Source organism: Immundisolibacter sp. (assembly GCF_041601295.1).
In the GTDB taxonomy this organism is placed as follows: domain Bacteria; phylum Pseudomonadota; class Gammaproteobacteria; order Immundisolibacterales; family Immundisolibacteraceae; genus Immundisolibacter.
The window spans coordinates 1-16487 of sequence record NZ_JBFIII010000029.1 but is presented as its reverse complement, the minus strand read 5'-3'; the positions used below and the strand labels follow the sequence as shown (position 1 = coordinate 16487).

Here is a 16487-nt window from a genome sequence, read left to right as displayed (position 1 = left end):
TCATTATCAAGGCGCTCCGGAATCCTGCAGATATGAGACTGGGAGCTGTCTAAAAGCACGTTTTGGGCCAGATGCAGGTAAAGCATTCAGGCCATTGATTATTAGAGTTGATGACTCTCTATATGAGCCGGCGAACTGAGCGAAATGTAAATTCTACTGACAAACTTAAGGCGCAGGTTCTCAACCGGTGGCCGCCGATAGCCTTTTTGATATTTATATCTTAATGAATAATAAGGAAAATAATTTCATAGACCACAACAATAAAAACTGTAAAAAATCCTGATATGTGACCGAAACTTCAGTCAAGGGCCGCCATTTCACCGCCTGCCAGCGGCCGAGGTGTGGCGCGGATTTCGGGTCTGGCGCCGGGCGATGCCGGCTGGGGTCAGGGCGTGTCCAGGTCTTTGCCGCCAGCGGCCCGCTCCGCTCGCCACATCCCCCACACCAGCAACACCGCCCCGATACAGATTGCGCTGTCGGCGATGTTGAAGGCCGGCCAGTGCCAGGCGCGGTAGTAGACGTCGAGAAAATCGACTACGTGCCCCAGGCGCAGGCGGTCCACGAGATTGCCGACCGCGCCCCCCAGCACCAACGCCAGGCCAAAACCATTTACGCGATCGCTGAGGGGGGTACGCCGCAACAGCACGATGATGACCACGGCGGCGACGATCGATATGCCGCTGAACAACCAGCGCTGCCAGCCACCGGCCTCGGCCAGAAAGCTGAACGAGGCGCCGCGGTTGAAGGCCAGGGTGAGATTGAAGCCGGGCAGCACCGGTAGCGACTGGTAGGGTTCCATCAGGCGCAGTACCGCCAACTTGCTGAACTGGTCGGCCAGCAACACGAATGCGGCGAGCGCAAGCCGAACGCCCATCAGGCGAACCGGCGCCGCTCGCCGGCTCCGGCGACGTTCTCGACGCAGCGCCCGCACAGCTCGGGGTGCTCGGTGTTGCTGCCCACGTCTTCGCGGTGGTGCCAGCAGCGCACGCATTTGGGGTGGGCACTGGCCTGCACGGTCAGCCACAGGCGCGCGCTGCCGGAAACCTCCGGTTCGTTATCTGAATTCAATGCGGCCGGGTATGCCGAAGCTTGATGCAAGCGCACGTACGAACAGATCAGCACGAAGCGTAGTTCGTCACCGAGTTTTTCGAGCAGCGCCGGGTCGAGCCCCTCGAGGTAAAGGTCAACCTCCGCGTCCAGCGCGGAACCGATGGCGCCTGCCACGCGCAAGCGCTCGAGCCTGCGATTCACCACGTCACGAATGTCGCGCAGGTGATCCCACTCGGCGGGCGAGAGCACTTCGGTGGCCACATCTGGCAGGGTCGGCAGGTCATACCACTCGGCCAGCAGCACGCTGTCTTGGCGCGCGCCAGGCAGGTGCTGCCAGAGTTCCTCGGCGGTAAAGCTCAGGATCGGTGCCAGCCAGCGCACCAGCAGTTCCAGTACGTGGTACATGGCCGTCTGCGCCGAGCGGCGGGCCGCGCTGTCGGCCTGGCAGGTGTACTGGCGATCCTTGATTACGTCCAGGTAAAACGCCCCAAGATCCACCGCGCAGAAGTGATGCACCTTCTGGCTGACCTCGTGGAACTGGAAGGCTGCGTAGTCGTCCCGGACTTCGGCGTCGAGCGCCGCCGCCCGGCGCAGCAGCCAGCGGTCGAGCGCCAGCATGTCCTGCGGCGGCACGCTGTGTCTGGGCGGGTCGAAATCGACCAGATTGGCCAGCAGGAAGCGCGCCGTGTTCCTCAGGCGCCGGTAGGCGTCGGCGCTGCGGCTCAGAATCTCGTCCGAGATGGTCATCTCGGCGCTGTAGTCGGTGGACGCCACCCACAGCCGCAGCACGTCGGCGCCCAGCTGGTTGATGACCTTTTGCGGCGCCACCACGTTGCCGGCGGACTTGGACATCTTCTTGCCGGCGGCATCCACCGTGAAGCCGTGCGTCAGCACACCGCGATACGGCGCGTGGCCATGCAGGGCGACCGATGTCAGCAGGGACGAGTGGAACCAGCCGCGGTGCTGGTCGGAGCCTTCCAGGTACAGGTCGGCGGGGAAGGCCAGCTCCGGGCGGCGTTCGAGCACGCTGGCGTGGGTAACGCCGGAGTCGAACCACACGTCCAGGATGTCCTGCACCTTGTCGTAGTCGGCGGCGTCGGCGCCCAACAGTTCGGCCGGGTCCAGATCGAACCAGGCCTCGATGCCGTGCTGCTCGACACGCTGCGCAACCGTTTCGATAAGCTGCGCCGTGCGCGGGTGCAGCTCGCCGGTCACACAGTGCACGAACAGGGCGATCGGCACACCCCACACGCGCTGGCGCGAGATGCACCAGTCGGGGCGGTTTTCGATCATGCCGTGGATGCGCGCCTCGCCCCAGGCCGGCGTCCAGTCGGTGTCTCCGATGGCGGCCAGCGCCTTGCCGCGCAGATCCCTGTGCGCCATGGCGATGAACCATTGCGGCGTGGTGCGGGTGATGGTGGGCGTCTTGTGGCGCCAGCAGTGCGGGTAGCTGTGCTGGATGGGCCGGTCGGCCAGCAGCGCGCCGCGTTCGCGCAGCAGCTCGACGATGACCTTGTTGGCGGCGAACACCTGCAGGCCTTCCACGAAGGGCGTGCCAGGCAAAAAACAGCCATTGGCGCCGACCGGGTTGTAGACCTTGAGGTGGTAGGTCTTGCCAATCGCGAAGTCGTCCGCGCCATGACCCGGTGCGGTGTGCACGGCGCCGGTGCCGGCCTCGGTGGTGACGTGGTCGCCCAGGATCACCGGCACGTCCAGATCCAGAAACGGATGGCGCAGGCGCAGGCCCTCCAGCGCTGCGCCGCGGCAGCGGCCAAGCTCGCGCCGGCCGTCCAGGCCGTAGCGGGCGCAGGCGCTGGCGGCCAGGTCGGCGGCCAGGATCAGCCGTTGCGCTCCGGCTTCGACCAGCACGTAGTCCAGATCGGCATTCAGGGCCACGGCCTGGTTGGCCGGCAGGGTCCACGGCGTGGTGGTCCAGATCGGCAGGCTGATGGGTTGATCGCCGTTCGTCACGCCGAACGCCGCCAGCACGCCGGTGCGGTCGTTCACTGCAAAGCACACGTCCACGGCCGGCGAGGTCTTGTCCTGGTAGTCGACCTCGGCCTCGGCCAGCGCCGAGCGGCAGTCCAGGCACCAGTGCACCGGCCGCTCGCCCTTGGACACGTAGCCGCCGGCCACGATGCGGCCGAGTGTCCGCAGGATGTCGGCCTCGGTCTGCGGCGCCATGGTCAGATAGGGCTGTTTCCAGTCGCCGATCACGCCCAGGCGCTGGAAGTCGACACTTTGCCCGGCCACCTGCTGGGCGGCGTAGGCGCGGCAGGCGGCGCGAAAGTCGCTCGCGCTGACCTTGTCGCCCGGTTTGCCGAGTTTCTTTTCGACCACGTGCTCGATCGGCAGGCCGTGGCAGTCCCAGCCGGGTACGTAGGGCGCATCGCAGCCGTCCAGCGTGCGCGCCTTGACGATGATGTCCTTCAGGATCTTGTTGACGGCGTGGCCGATGTGGATGTCGCCGTTGGCGTAGGGTGGGCCGTCGTGCAGCACGTAGCGCGGCCGGCCGGCGCGCTCGGCGCGCAGGCGGGCGTACAGGTCCAGCTCCTGCCAGCGGGCCAGCGTCGCCGGTTCGCGCTGGGGCAGGTTGCCGCGCATCGGAAACTCGGTGTGCGGCAGGTTAAGGGTGGCTTTGTAGTCAGTCATAGAGGTTTTGTTCGGAGTTCTGTGGCACAGGGATCTGCCGCCATCCTCGACCCCTGCAAGGGGGCGAAGATGAAGGAAATCGAAAATCGCATGTTTCGGTTTCCGTGGTCTGAGAAGTCCAGGATGGACCTATTCAGACCTTACATCGTCAAACACGGCGCGGGCGGCGCGCGTGTCGAGCTGAATTTGCTCGCGCAGCGCGTCCAGGCTATCGAAGCGGCGCTCGTCGCGTAACTGGCGTACGAACTCGACCTGTACCTGCTGGCCGTACACCTGCTGCGCAAAGTCGAGTACATGCACTTCGAGCAGCGGGTACTGGCCGCCGACGGTCGGTCGCCAGCCAAGATTGGCCACTGCTGGCCGTGCCGGGGCGTCAAGGCCGGTGACTCGGACCGCAAACACACCGCGCAGGCACGCGGCCTTGCGATGCAGTGGCAGGTTCAGGGTGGGGAAGCCGAGCGTGCGCCCGCGCGCATCGCCATGACTGACCCGGCCATGGATGACGTAGGGGTGGCCAAGCAGGCGTGCGGCGCCGGCAAGATCGCCGGCCAGCAGGCACTGGCGCACCGCGGTGCTGCTGACCCGCTGTGCGCCGAGCAGCAGCGGTGGCAAGCTCTCCACGGCAAAACCACTGGCGGCGCCAATACTGCGCAGGTAATCGATATCGCCGCTGCGTCCGCGCCCAAAACGAAAATCCGGCCCCACCACCAGATGGCGAACGCCAAGTCCCTGCAGCAGCAGGCGCTCTACAAAGTCCTGCCGCTCCATGCCAGCCAGATCGGCGTCAAACCGCAGGCACAACACGCCGTCGATACCCAGGTCCGCCAGCGCGGACAGCTTCTCGCGCAATCGGCTCAGCCGTGGCTCGGCGGCGTCGGGCCGGAAAAACTCGGCCGGCTGGGGCTCGAACAGCACCACCCGCGCTGGCAAACCAGCATCGGCGGCGCGTTGCCGCAGCCGCTCGACGATGGCCTGATGACCCCGGTGCACGCCATCGAAATTGCCAATGCTCGCCACGCATCCATGGTGCCGGGGCCGCAGGTTGTACAGGCCACGGATCAGTTCCACGCCATGACCTCGGCGGTGCGCACGGATCCCGGCATCGGCTTCAGCGTAGCGGCGCTCAATAGCGCGCCCAGTCGGGGTCCAGGCTTTCCAGTACCTCGATCAGGGGCTTGCGGCCCGAGAAGCCCTCGTCGTAGCCGTGGTAATGGCCCAGGGTCAGTTCCGGATACTTCCAGCACAGATATCCGTCGCCGGTATCGAAATCAACCAGCCACAGGCCCTTCACGACCAGGCCGAGGCGGCGGATCTTGTTCAGCCAGGCGTTGACGGCGGCCTGATAGCGTTGCTCGGCGTTGGCCAGTTCCTGACTGCCGCGCGGCAGTACCTTGAGTTGGCGCTGCACCGGCACCAGGGACTCGGCCGCCCGTTGCGTGATGCTCCTTACCAATGGGAAGAGCGCCTGCGCCTCGGTGAGGCTGAAGACGCGGGGATCCTGGGGCGATCCGATGCGGGGGAATTCGATGTCCACGCGGGGCGTTACCGTACTTGACTCAATCAGGGGTGGCGCAGTGCCGCCAACGGCAGGCGCAGCAGCAGTAGCGTGGCAGCGTAGCAGGCACCGCCGCCGGCTACCCACAACGCCATGTGGGCCAGACGCTCGGCGCCGCTGCGCAGGAGCCAGTCGTCAAGCGACCCGGTGCCCAGCCACAGCACGCATCCCATCACCGCTGTGGCGGTAACTACCCGAGCCGCGAACCGGGGCCAGCCGGACTGCGGTCGGTACACGCCGCTGCGACGCAGACCGCGCAGCAATAATAGCGCGTTGAGGTAAGCCGCCAAGCTGGTGGCCGCGGCCAGGCCCGCGTGCTCAAACGGCCAGATCAGCGTCAGCGCGAGGACCATATTGGTCAGCATGGCGATTATGCCGATACGTACCGGTGTGCGCGTGTCCTGGCGGGCGTAGTAGCCGGGCACCAGTACCTTGATGGCCATGAACGCCAGCAAGCCCGGGGCAAACGCCCACAGGGCCCGTCGCGCCATCACGACCGAGTGGGCATCAAATGCCCCATAGTTGAACAGCGTGCTCAGCAGGGGTCCGGCCAGGACCAGCAGCGCCAGCGCCGCTGGAGCACCGACCAGCACGACCCAGCGCAAGCCCCAGTCCAGGGTGCGCGAGAACGCCTGGTCGTCACCGCCGGCGTGTTGCTGCGACAGCCGCGGCAGGATGACGGTCGCAAACGCGATCGCCAGCACGCCCAGCGGAAACTCCACCAGGCGATCGGCGTAGTACAGCCAGGACACACTGCCGGTAACCAGGAACGACGCCAGAATGGTGTCGAACATGAGGTTGATCTGTGCTACCGAAGAGCCAAAGATGCCGGGAACCATCAAGCTCATGATCCTTCGCACGCCGGGATGACCGAACCCCAGCCGCGGGCGCGCCAGGCAACCGATGCTTGCGAGCGACGGCAGTTGCCACAGCAGTTGCAGCAGACCGCCACACACCACGCCTAAGGCGAGCGCGAGCACGGGCACATTCAGTTGCGGCGCCAGCCACAGAGCCGCCGCGATCATGGCAAGGTTAAGGAACAGCGGCGTCAACGCGGGTGTGAAATAGCGCCCAAAGGTATTGAGCACACCGCCGACCGCCGCGGCGAGCGAAACCAACGGCAGATACCAGAAGGTGATGCGCAGCAGCGTGCCGGTCAGCTCGCCGCGGGCCGGGTCATTGCCAAAGCCGGGGGCCAGCAGCCATACCAGCAGCGGTGCCGCCAGTACCGCCAGCACCGCTACCGCGAGTAGCACCGCCGCGAGCGTGCCCAGCACATGCGCCACGAGGTCGCGAACCTCGGCCTGGGTGCGCACGGTGCGGTACTCGGCAAGTACCGGCACAAAAGCCTGCGTGAAAGCGCCCTCGGCGAACAGCCGGCGCAGGAAGTTGGGGATGCGAAAAGCGACGAAGAATGCGTCCGCCGCCGGTCCAGCGCCAAACGTGGTGGCGATGACCATGTCGCGGACATAACCGAGCACACGGGAGCTGGTGGTGGCGGCGCCTACCGCGGCGGCCGAGCGCAGCACTGCTCAGAGCCCCGTCATAGTGGCTTTGTGATTGACAATAGCGCCGCCGCTGCGCATAGTTCGCGGCCTTTTTATTCTTTTCGACGAAGGGATTTTGCCTTGGCCAATAGCCCACAAGCCATCAAGCGTGCGCGCCAGAACGATGATCACCGTTTGCGCAATGCCAGCCGCCGTTCGGCGCTTCGCACCGCCGTCAAGCGGGTGCTGGCGGCGATCCGGGCCGGTGACGCCGGCACAGCGACCACCCAATATCGTGTGGCAGTGCCATTGCTGGACCGCACTGCGGCCCGTGGCCTGATCCACAAGAACAAGGCCGCCCGCCACAAGAGCCGGCTGAATAAACGCATCGTGGCCCTGGGCCAAGAGGCGCCGGCGGTAGACGCTGCCGTGGCAGCCAAGGCGCCACGCGCCAGCCGGGCGCGCAGCAAGCCGGCGCCTGCGGCCTGAGGGGCCAGGCGCCGTACCGAGCGGGCTGCCGGCACTCATACAAGCACCAGATTGTCGCGATGGATTAGCTCCGGCTCATCCACGTAACCCAATACCTCGACGAAACGGCTGCTTGGCAGGCCCTTGATCTGGCGCGCTTCCTGCGCGCTGTAGTTGCTCAGCCCGCGCGCAATCTCACGGCCGTCGCTGCTGACACAGGCGACCAGGTCGCCGCGCCGGAAATTTCCCTCGACCTGCACCACTCCCACCGCCAGCAGGCTACGCCCGGCCTGGCGCAGCACCTGCTCGGCGCCGGCGTCCACCTGTAGCCGGCCGAGTACCTTCAGGTTGCCGGCCAGCCAAAGCTTGCGCGCCAGCAGGGGCTCGCTGTCCGGCAGCAACAGGGTGCCGATGTCCTCGCCGGCGGCCAGTCGCGTCAGCACATGCTCGATGGTGCCGCCGACGATCCAGGTGGCGGCGCCCGAGCGTGCCGCCAGGCGCGCGGCACCAAGCTTGGTCTGCATGCCGCCGCGGCCCAGCACGCCCCCGCCAGGGCCCGCCATGGCGTCCAGAGCCGGGTCAGTGGCGTAGGTCTCCGACACGCGCTGTGCGGTCGGGTGCAGGCCCGGATCGGCGTCGTACATGGCATCGCGGTCGGTCAGCAGCACCAGCAACTTGGCCTCGACCAGGTTGGCGACCAATCCGCCGAGAGTGTCGTTGTCGCCCACGCGCAGCTCCTCGAAGGCCACCGTATCGTTCTCGTTGATGATGGGTACCACGCCCATGTCGAGCAGCGTGCGCAGCGTGCTGCGGGCGTTCAGGTAGCGTCGGCGATCGGCCAGGTCCTCGTGGGTCAGCAGCACCTGTGCGGTGTGCACGCCGTGGCCCTGAAAACAACTTTCCCAGGCCTGCACCAGGCCGGCTTGGCCAACCGCGGCCGCCGCCTGGAGTTCGTTGATGGCCTCGGGTCGACGGGTCCAGCCTAGGCGGCGCATGCCTTCGGCCACTGCTCCCGATGACACCAGCACCAGTTGCAGGCCCTGCGCGCGCAGGCGGATCAGCTGCGATACCCAGTCGCGGATGGCCGCCACATCAAGGCCGGCGCCGCCAGCGGTGAGCAGCGCGCTGCCGATCTTGACCACCCAGCGCCCAGCGCCGGCGTATGCCGCGCGACTCATGCCGAGGCGGTGGCAGGTAGCTGTTCGAGGTGGCGCATCACTGCCTCGCACAGCGCCTGGCAGCCGCCGCCGGTGGCCGCGGACACGATAAACAACGACCCATGCCAGCCCAGCTCCCGGGCAACCTCAGCGCCCAGGCTGGCGGCTTCCTCGGGCAGCAGCAGATCGGCCTTGTTCAGCACCAGCCAGCGCGGCAGGGCTGCCAGCTCCGGACTGAACGCCTCAAGCTCCGGGATGAGCTTGCGCACTTCGGCGGCCGGGCTGGTGTCCGGGTCAAGGGGGCACAGGTCGACTACATGCAGCAGCAGCCGGGTACGCGCCAGGTGGCGCAGGAACTGTGTGCCCAGGCCCGCGCCGGCGGCCGAGCCCTCGATCAGGCCGGGAATGTCCGCCATTACGAAGCGCCGCACTCGATCCACTTCGACCACACCCAGTTCCGGGTTGAGCGTGGTGAAAGGGTAGTCGGCAATCTTGGGGCTCGCCTTCGATACCGCGCCCAGCAAGGTGGACTTACCGGCATTGGGTGCACCGAGCAGCCCCACGTCTGCAAGCAAGCGCAGCTCCAGTGCCAGCCGCCGCTGCTCGCCGGGAGAGCCGGGACTGGTCTGGCGCGGCGCGCGGTTGACGCTGCTTTTATAACGGGTGTTGCCAAGGCCATGGAAGCCACCGGCGGCAACCCGCAGGCGCTGGCCGTGGCGCGTCAGGTCGCCGATCAGCTCGGAGGTATCGGCGTCGTGCACCACGGTACCGAGGGGTACAGTTACTTCGAGGTCCTGGCCTGCGCTGCCGGTGCGGTTGCTGCCGGAGCCCTGTTGACCGTTCTGGGCGCGAAACTCCCGCTTGTAGCGAAAATCCGTCAGCGTGCTCAGGCCCTCGTCAGCCACTAGGTAAACGCTGCCGCCATCGCCGCCATCGCCGCCATCAGGGCCGCCGAACGGAATGTATTTCTCGCGCCGGAAGCCGAGACAACCGTTACCGCCCTTGCCGCCGGCAACGGTGATCGTGGCTTCATCAACGAATCGCATAGCCGGTAATCATAGTCGTACAAATACAAAGCCCCGCCGGAGCGGGGCTGTGGCGCCGGCCGGGCCGGACCTTGCAAACGCGGTCGCGGTCAGGCGAGCGGCTCCACGCTGACGAAGCGGCGATTTTTTTCGCCCCCGACCCGAAAGCGCACATGACCGTCGACCAGCGCGAACAGCGTGTGATCGCGCCCCAGGCCGACATTGACGCCCGGGTGGAACTCGGTGCCCCGCTGGCGGACCAGGATATTGCCCGCAATTACCAGTTCGCCGCCGAAGCGTTTTACGCCAAGACGTTTGGAGACGGAATCGCGGCCGTTGCGGGAACTGCCCGCTGCTTTCTTATGTGCCATGGCTGTTTATGCTCCGGGCGCTGGTGCGTTACGGGGCTTCGATGCCGGTGACGGCGATCTCGGCGTAGTGTTGACGATGCCCCATCTGTTTCTGATGGTGCTTGCGTCGGCGAAACTTGATGATGTGAATTTTTGGATGCCGACCGAGTGCGCGCAGTTCGGCGGTGACGGTGGCCCCGTCCAGGTACGGGCGGCCAATCTTCACGTCGGCCCCGGCGCCAACCATCAGCACGCGGTCGAACCGGAGCGTGTCACCGACCGCGCCGTCCAGTTTTTCCACCCGCAGGATACTGCCTTGCTCAACCCGGTACTGCTTGCCACCGGTCTCAATTACCGCAAACATGAACTTCCCCGATGCCAACAGTCGCGCAGACACGACGAGTGTCGCTCCGCACGATCAAAAAGGGCGCAAATTCTAGTGCTGGCGGGGGCGGGGGTCAAATGGCTTGACACCCGTACGGGCTGAAACCTAGCATCCGGCGCCTTCCGCACCCCAATAGCAAGTGCATGACCACGACTTCTCTCGCACATCTGTTGGCGCCAGCCGCGGCCGACATGGCCAGCGTCAACAGCCTCATCGAGCAGCGCCTGCATTCGGCGGTGCCGACGGTCGACCAGATGTCGGGCTATATCATCCATGGCGGTGGCAAGCGGCTGCGGCCGGTGATGGCGGTGCTGGCGGCCCGCGCCTGTGGCTACCGGGGCAGTCAACATTGCCTGCTGGCGGCAATTGTCGAGTTCATTCATACCGCCACTCTGCTGCATGACGACGTGGTCGATGAGTCCTCGCTGCGTCGCGGTCAGGCTACCGCCAACAGCCGTTTTGGCAATGGTTTGAGCGTGCTGGTGGGCGACTTCCTGTATTCGCGTTCGTTTCAGATGATGGTGGAACTGGGCTCGCCGGCGGTGATGGATGTCCTGGCGACGGCTACCAACCAGATTTCCGAAGGCGAGGTGCTGCAGTACCTGAACCGCCGCAACCCGCTGGCGACGCCCGAGCAGTGCCTGGCCATCGCCCGCAGCAAGACCGCGACGCTGTTCGAGGCGGCCGCTCGTTGCGGCGCGCTGATCTCTGGCCAGGAACCGACGGTGCAGGACGCATTGGCCGATTACGGCCTGCATTTTGGCCTCGCCTACCAGTTGGTGGACGACTTGCTTGATTACCGTGGCGACGCGGCGCGGATCGGCAAGAATCTGGGCGACGATCTGGCCGACGGCAGCCCGACCCTGCCGCTGGTCTATGCCATGCAGCAGGGCACGCAGGTACAGGCCGATTTGTTGCGAGCCGCCATCAGTGGCGACGGAGTGTCCGATCTGGGCGCCGTCGCCGCTGCCATTGAATCAACCGGGGCCATTGCGTACACTGCGGCCCTCGCGCAGACCTACGTCGACCGCGCACAGGCCGCCTTGGCGGGGCTGCCCGACTCGCCGGCACGGGAAGCGCTGTTGGGTCTTGCTCGATTCGCCGTGTCCCGGGATTTTTAGTTCGCGGTTCCCTCGGTAGGGTGCCGCGGTTTGCGTGTCGCAATCGGGGTGTAGCTCAGCTTGGTAGAGCACCGTCTTCGGGAGGCGGGGGCCGGAGGTTCGAATCCTCTCACCCCGACCAGTTGCGATCTTTATAGACCGGTGCCATCGCCACGCCCGACGTGGCGCGTGGGTCGGCTTCCTTTGACAGGCCAGGCCCTACGGCAACACAGCCGATGATGACGCTAGCGCAGGCGCGGGTGGGTGTTTTAGGGCTGGGCTATGTCGGCCTGCCGTTGGCCGTGGCGCTGGCGCGGCACCTGCCAACGCTGGGGTTTGACATCAGCAGGGGTCGTATCGAGGCCTTGCGTGGTGCTCACGATGCCACCGGCGAAATAGGCCATGACGAGCTTCACCAAAGCGCGCTACGCCTGTCCTGCGATCCGGCCGATCTGACCGACTGCAACACCTTCATTGTCACGGTTCCGACCCCGGTCGATGCCCAGAAGCGCCCGGATTTCGGGCCCTTACTGGCAGCCAGTCGTACGGTGGGCCAGGCATTGAAGCCGGGTGGCGTGGTGGTGTATGAATCCACTGTCTATCCGGGCGCAACCGAAGAAATCTGCGTGCCGGTCCTGGAACGCGAGTCAGGCCTCACGCTGAATGGCGATTTCTTCGTCGGCTACAGCCCCGAGCGCATCAACCCGGGCGATCGGGAGCACCGCCTGGAAACTGTCACCAAGATCACCTCCGGCTCCAGTCCGCAGGCCGCGGACTATGTCGATGCCGTATACGCGACCATTACGAAGACCCATAAAGCGAGCAGCATTCGCGTTGCCGAGGCGGCCAAGGTGATCGAGAACACCCAGCGCGATCTGAATATCGCCCTGGTCAACGAGCTGGCGCTGATCTTCAATCGTCTCGGTATCGATACCAGCGAGGTACTGGAAGCGGCCGGCACCAAGTGGAACTTCCTGCCGTTTCGGCCGGGCCTGGTCGGCGGGCACTGCATCGGTGTCGACCCCTATTACCTGACGCACAAGGCGCAGGAAATTGGCTATCACCCGGAAGTCATCCTCGCCGGCCGGCGTATCAACGACGGCATGGGCCGCTACGTGGCCGAGCGGGTGGCGCGCTTGTTGATGCGGCGCCGCCTGCCGGTGGCCGACGCGCGGGCACTGGTGCTGGGGGTCACTTTCAAGGAAAACTGCCCGGATGTGCGCAACACCCGCGTCGTGGACGTGGTGCGCGAGCTGGAAGACCTCGGCATGCATGTGGACGTACACGACCCGTGGGCCGACGCGCAGGCTTGCCAGCAGGAGTACGGCATTCAGTTGTGCAGGGAACCGGCGCCGGGCGCGTACAGCGCGGTTGTGCTGGCGGTGGCGCACCACCAGTTTGTCGCCATGAGCGCCGATCAGCTGGCCGGATATAAAGCGCCGAAATCGGTGGTGTATGACATCAAGTCGGTCCTGCCACGCGACTGGGTGGACGAACGGCTATGAGCGATGCCGGGGCGCCCATGCGCATTCTGGTGACCGGTACTGCCGGTTTCATTGGCTCTGCGGTGGCGCACCGCCTGCTCGCGCAGGGTCACCAGGTGATTGGCCTGGACGAGGTCAACGACTATTACGACGTCAACCTCAAGCTGGCGCGCCTGGCGCGCCTTACCCCGCAGGCCGGGTTTACCGAGGCGCGCGTCAGCCTGCAGGACCGCCCGGCGATGGAGCGGCTGTTCGCGGACATTCGCCCACAACGGGTGATCCACCTGGCCGCCCAGGCCGGCGTGCGTTACTCGCTGACCCATCCGCATGCCTATATCGATTCCAACCTGGTCGGGTTCATGAACATCCTGGAAGGCTGCCGCCATCAGGCTGTCGAGCATCTGGTGTACGCCTCCAGCAGTTCCGTGTATGGCGCCAATACCAGGCTGCCATTTTCCGAGCACGACGTCGCTGATCATCCGCTGAGTCTGTACGCCGCGACCAAGCGGTCCAACGAGTTGATGGCGCATTGCTATGCGCATTTGTATGGCCTGCCGGTGAGCGGGCTGCGCTTTTTTACCGTCTATGGCCCGTGGGGCCGGCCCGACATGGCGCTGTTCCTGTTCACCCGCGCCATCCTTGCCGGGGAGCCGATCGAGGTCTACAACCAGGGCCATCACCGGCGCGACTTCACCTATGTGGACGATATTGTCGAAGGCGTGCTGCGCGTCAGCGCGCGGGTGGCGGCGCCCAACCCCGCCTGGGATGGCGACCAGCCGGATCCGGCCAGCAGCCTGGCACCGTTTCGCGTCTACAACATCGGCAACAACCGCCCGGTGGAACTGCTGCGCTATATCGAAGTGATCGAGGACTGTCTGGGCCGCAGCGCGGTAAAGCACCTGCTGCCGATGCAGCCGGGCGACGTGCCGGAAACGTCCGCCAATATCGACGATTTGTCTGCCGACGTCGGCTATCGGCCGGCTACCCCGATCGAAACCGGCGTACGTAACTTCATCGCCTGGTATCGCGATTACTACAAGGTCTGAGCGTCCTATCGGTGTCCACCGCCAGCGGGTGCCAGATCACCCTTGCCCGGCCGTACCACCCGTGGCAAGCCGTCCTCGAACGTCACCACCGTGCTGACGTGAAAATCCGCATGCCCGGCATCGAGCAGCAGATCCACCAGTTTGCCCAGGCGCTCGGCCATATCCTCCGGATCGGTGAGTGGAAAGGCATCACCCGGCAGTTGCAGCGTGCTGCACAGTAGCGGCTCCTCCCGCAGCGCCAGCAGACCCTGCGGCACCGGATGGGTGCTGATGCGTATGCCCACGGTGCGGCGCCGGTCCTGCAGCCGTTTTGGCACCTCGCGCGTGGCCGGTAGCAGATAGGTGTACGGCCCCGGCAGCGTGGCGCGCAGCAGGCGGTGTTCGGTGGTGCCCAGCGTGGCATAAGTCGATACTTGCTTCAGGTCGCGGCACAGCAGCGACAGCGGATGATCCTGCGCCAGCTGACGCAGTGTGCGCAGGCGCTCCATCGCCGCCTTGTCCGTCAGGCCGCATAGCAGCACATAGCTGCAGTCGGTCGGGCAGATTGCCAGCGCGCCTCCCGCTATGGCCTCGGCGGCCTGGGCGAGCAAGCGCGGCTGTGGGTTGTCCGGGTGCAGGTAAAAGCGCCGCATGAGTGCGAGTCAGCCCGTGGTACGCGAAAGGTAGGGGCCGGCATGGTAGCGTTTCTGGGTCGTGTAGCGTGTCACCCGGACATCCGGGTGACTATCAGCGCGACCTTAAATGAATTTTCGGAGTTCTTACTGGCGTGAAACTGCTATTTGATTTTCTGCCCATCGTGGTGTTCTTCGCCGCCTACAAGTTCGCTGGTATTTACTGGGCCACCGGTGCGGCGGTGGCAGTGGCGGCCGGTCAGATCATCGTCCTGCGAGTACTGCGCCGGCCGGTCGACAAGACGCAGTGGTTCAACCTGGCCCTGCTGGGGGGGCTGGGTGGACTCACCATCGCGCTGCACGACGAGCGCTTCATTATGTGGAAACCCAGCCTCATCAATTGGGCTTTTGCGATCGCATTCGCGTTTAGCCTGTTTGGCCGCGCGTCGCTGACCGAACGCATGCTGGGTGCGCAACTGGTACTGCCAAGGCCGGTGTGGCGGCGCCTGACCTGGGCCTGGGTCGGTTTTTTCATGCTCAGCGGAGCGCTGAACGCCTACGTCGCATTTGTCTATGAGGTTTCACCCCATGGGCTCGGTGCCCAGGAACAGGTGATTTACCAGCAAGTTGCGGTAGACGACCAGGCCTATGCCACGGGCGTTCACGGCAAGACCCTGGCCGACCTGAGCGCTCAGCAGCGCACCGAGCTTTCGGTCCTGGCGCCGGCCGCTCGCCAGGCGGCTTATCTGCAAAAGCTGCACCGGGACCTGTGGGTCAACTTCAAGCTGTTTGGCCTGCTTGGGATGACCCTGCTGTTTGCCTTGGCGCAGGGGGTCTACGTGAGCCGCCATCTGGCGCCCGCCGCCGAGCCACGGGAGTCCGCCGCGTGAGTACCGGCGTCGCCAGCGAACGCATGGCGCGCATTCGTGCTTGTCTGGAAACAGCCCTCGCGCCGACCCGGCTCGAACTGATTGACGACAGCCACCTGCACGCCGGCCACGCCGGTGCCCGCCAGGGTGGCCACTTTACGGTGCGTATTGCCGTCCCGGCCTTCGCGGGTAAACGTCCACTCGAATGCCATCGGCTGATCTATGGTGCGCTGGGCGAGCTGATGCAGACCGATATTCATGCCCTGAGCATAGAGATAGTGCACGCCTGAGTCTGGCCAGAAACGTGCCAGGCTCCTAATCCACGAGTTGTTGAAATACCTCCGACAGTTCGCCCAGATGCTCGATGGCCAGTACTTCGAGCCCGGCGATGGGTTTGCGCGGCGCGTTGAGCTTGCCGACCACGGCGCGTTTGAAGCCGAGCTTGGCCGCCTCACCCAGGCGCTCCTGGCCGCCGCGAACGGGGCGCACCTCGCCGGCAAGACCCACTTCGCCGAAGCTGAACATGTCCGCCGGCAGCGGCCGGTTGCGCAGGCTGGACAGCGCCGCCAGCAGCACCGGCAGGTCGGTGGCGGTTTCGGTGACTTTAAGACCGCCGACCAGGTTGACGTATACGTCCTGGTCGAACAATGCCACGCCGGCGTGGCGGTGCAACACCGCCAGCAGCATGGCCAGGCGGCTGCCGTCCATGCCCAGCGCCAGGCGTCGCGGGTTGCCAAGCGGGCTTGATTCCACCAGCGCCTGCACTTCCAGCAGCAGCGGGCGGGTGCCTTCGAGCGTGGCCATCACCACGCTGCCGGCGACCGGTGTCGAGTGCCGGGTCAGGAATATCGCCGACGGGTTGGTGACCTCCTTGAGACCGGTTTCGGTCATGGCGAACACGCCCAGTTCGTTGACCGAGCCGAAGCGGTTCTTGTAGGCCCGCACGATTCGATAGGGACTGGTGCTGTCCCCCTCGAAATAGAGCACGGTGTCGACGATGTGCTCCAGCACGCGCGGGCCGGCCAGTGCCCCATCCTTGGTGACGTGGCCGGCAATCAGCACGCTGATGTCGTTGGTCTTGGCCATGCGGGTGAGGCGGGCGGCGCATTCGCGGACCTGTGATACCGAGCCGGCGGCTGAGGCCACGGCTTCCGAAAACAGTGTCTGGATCGAGTCCACCACCAACACCTGACAGCCCGCGGCGGCGTCGAGTATGGCTTCAAGCCGTGCGTCGATCAGCAGCGGCAG

General features: G+C 65.5%; 16 protein-coding genes, 1 tRNA gene and 1 pseudogene. 7 read left to right on the top strand and 11 right to left on the bottom strand.

The window, feature by feature from the left end:
• Positions 1–385: 385 nt before the first annotated feature.
• The 5 genes from lspA to murJ all read right to left on the bottom strand — a co-directional run bounded on the left by lspA (position 386) and on the right by murJ (position 6786).
• Complete coding sequence (gene lspA / locus ABZF37_RS05630) at positions 386–874, bottom strand: signal peptidase II (RefSeq protein ID WP_372717664.1); 489 nt, start codon at positions 872–874, stop codon at positions 386–388.
• Positions 874–3702, bottom strand: coding sequence for an isoleucine--tRNA ligase (ileS, locus tag ABZF37_RS05625; protein WP_372717662.1), 2829 nt, complete (start codon positions 3700–3702; stop codon positions 874–876). Before ileS ends, lspA begins: the two co-directional genes overlap by 1 nt.
• A 129-nt stretch (positions 3703–3831) precedes the next feature.
• Positions 3832–4770 carry a bifunctional riboflavin kinase/FAD synthetase gene (gene ribF / locus ABZF37_RS05620; RefSeq protein WP_372717659.1) on the bottom strand — a complete coding sequence of 313 codons (939 nt, stop codon included), beginning with the start codon at positions 4768–4770 and terminating at the stop codon, positions 3832–3834.
• 55 nt (positions 4771–4825) lie between these two features.
• Positions 4826–5236: a DUF2203 domain-containing protein gene (locus ABZF37_RS05615; RefSeq protein WP_372717657.1), complete on the bottom strand. Its 411-nt coding sequence runs from the start codon at positions 5234–5236 to the stop codon at positions 4826–4828.
• A 26-nt stretch (positions 5237–5262) separates the two neighbouring features.
• A complete protein-coding gene (murJ, locus tag ABZF37_RS05610) occupies positions 5263–6786 on the bottom strand; it encodes a murein biosynthesis integral membrane protein MurJ (RefSeq protein WP_372717655.1) in 1524 nt (507 codons plus the stop codon).
• A 99-nt stretch (positions 6787–6885) separates the two neighbouring features.
• On the opposite strand from murJ, the pseudogene rpsT reads away from it, so the two are divergent.
• A pseudogene (rpsT, locus tag ABZF37_RS05605) lies at positions 6886–7143 on the top strand (30S ribosomal protein S20); the annotation flags it as partial.
• 125 nt (positions 7144–7268) lie between these two features.
• On the opposite strand, the gene proB reads toward rpsT, so the two are convergent.
• The 4 genes from proB to rplU all read right to left on the bottom strand — a co-directional run bounded on the left by proB (position 7269) and on the right by rplU (position 10108).
• Positions 7269–8390, bottom strand: coding sequence for a glutamate 5-kinase (gene proB, locus ABZF37_RS05600; protein WP_372717653.1), 1122 nt, complete (start codon positions 8388–8390; stop codon positions 7269–7271).
• The gene (cgtA, locus tag ABZF37_RS05595) at positions 8387–9415 is read right to left on the bottom strand and encodes an Obg family GTPase CgtA (protein ID WP_372717651.1); all 1029 of its coding nucleotides are present in this window, start codon (positions 9413–9415) and stop codon (positions 8387–8389) included. Before cgtA ends, proB begins: the two co-directional genes overlap by 4 nt.
• A gap of 89 nt (positions 9416–9504) precedes the next feature.
• Positions 9505–9765 (bottom strand): 50S ribosomal protein L27, encoded by a 261-nt coding sequence (gene rpmA, locus ABZF37_RS05590; RefSeq protein WP_372717649.1) that lies wholly within the window; start codon positions 9763–9765, stop codon positions 9505–9507.
• A 28-nt stretch (positions 9766–9793) separates the two neighbouring features.
• A complete protein-coding gene (gene rplU / locus ABZF37_RS05585; RefSeq protein ID WP_372717647.1) occupies positions 9794–10108 on the bottom strand; it encodes a 50S ribosomal protein L21 in 315 nt (104 codons plus the stop codon).
• A gap of 164 nt (positions 10109–10272) precedes the next feature.
• On the opposite strand from rplU, the gene ABZF37_RS05580 reads away from it, so the two are divergent.
• The 4 genes from ABZF37_RS05580 to ABZF37_RS05565 all read left to right on the top strand — a co-directional run bounded on the left by ABZF37_RS05580 (position 10273) and on the right by ABZF37_RS05565 (position 13759).
• Positions 10273–11250 (top strand): polyprenyl synthetase family protein, encoded by a 978-nt coding sequence (locus tag ABZF37_RS05580; protein ID WP_372717645.1) that lies wholly within the window; start codon positions 10273–10275, stop codon positions 11248–11250.
• 44 nt (positions 11251–11294) lie between these two features.
• Positions 11295–11371, top strand: a tRNA-Pro gene (locus ABZF37_RS05575).
• A gap of 94 nt (positions 11372–11465) precedes the next feature.
• Entirely contained in the window at positions 11466–12734 is a 1269-nt protein-coding gene (locus ABZF37_RS05570) for a nucleotide sugar dehydrogenase (RefSeq protein WP_372717643.1), read from the top strand.
• Positions 12735–12751: 17 nt separating this feature from the next.
• Positions 12752–13759, top strand: coding sequence for an NAD-dependent epimerase (locus ABZF37_RS05565; protein WP_372717689.1), 1008 nt, complete (start codon positions 12752–12754; stop codon positions 13757–13759).
• 5 nt (positions 13760–13764) lie between these two features.
• Here the strand turns inward: ABZF37_RS05565 and ABZF37_RS05560 are convergent, their stop codons facing one another.
• Positions 13765–14391: an L-threonylcarbamoyladenylate synthase gene (locus ABZF37_RS05560; RefSeq protein WP_372717641.1), complete on the bottom strand. Its 627-nt coding sequence runs from the start codon at positions 14389–14391 to the stop codon at positions 13765–13767.
• 134 nt (positions 14392–14525) lie between these two features.
• Here ABZF37_RS05560 and ABZF37_RS05555 point away from each other — a divergent pair, with 134 nt between their 5' ends.
• Complete coding sequence (locus tag ABZF37_RS05555) at positions 14526–15260, top strand: inner membrane-spanning protein YciB (protein WP_372717639.1); 735 nt, start codon at positions 14526–14528, stop codon at positions 15258–15260.
• A gap of 23 nt (positions 15261–15283) precedes the next feature.
• The gene (locus ABZF37_RS05550; protein WP_372717687.1) at positions 15284–15529 is read left to right on the top strand and encodes a BolA family protein; all 246 of its coding nucleotides are present in this window, start codon (positions 15284–15286) and stop codon (positions 15527–15529) included.
• Between the two features lie 25 nt (positions 15530–15554).
• Here the strand turns inward: ABZF37_RS05550 and radA are convergent.
• The coding region (radA, locus tag ABZF37_RS05545; protein ID WP_372717637.1) for a DNA repair protein RadA at positions 15555–16487 on the bottom strand (933 nt) is incomplete at its 5' end.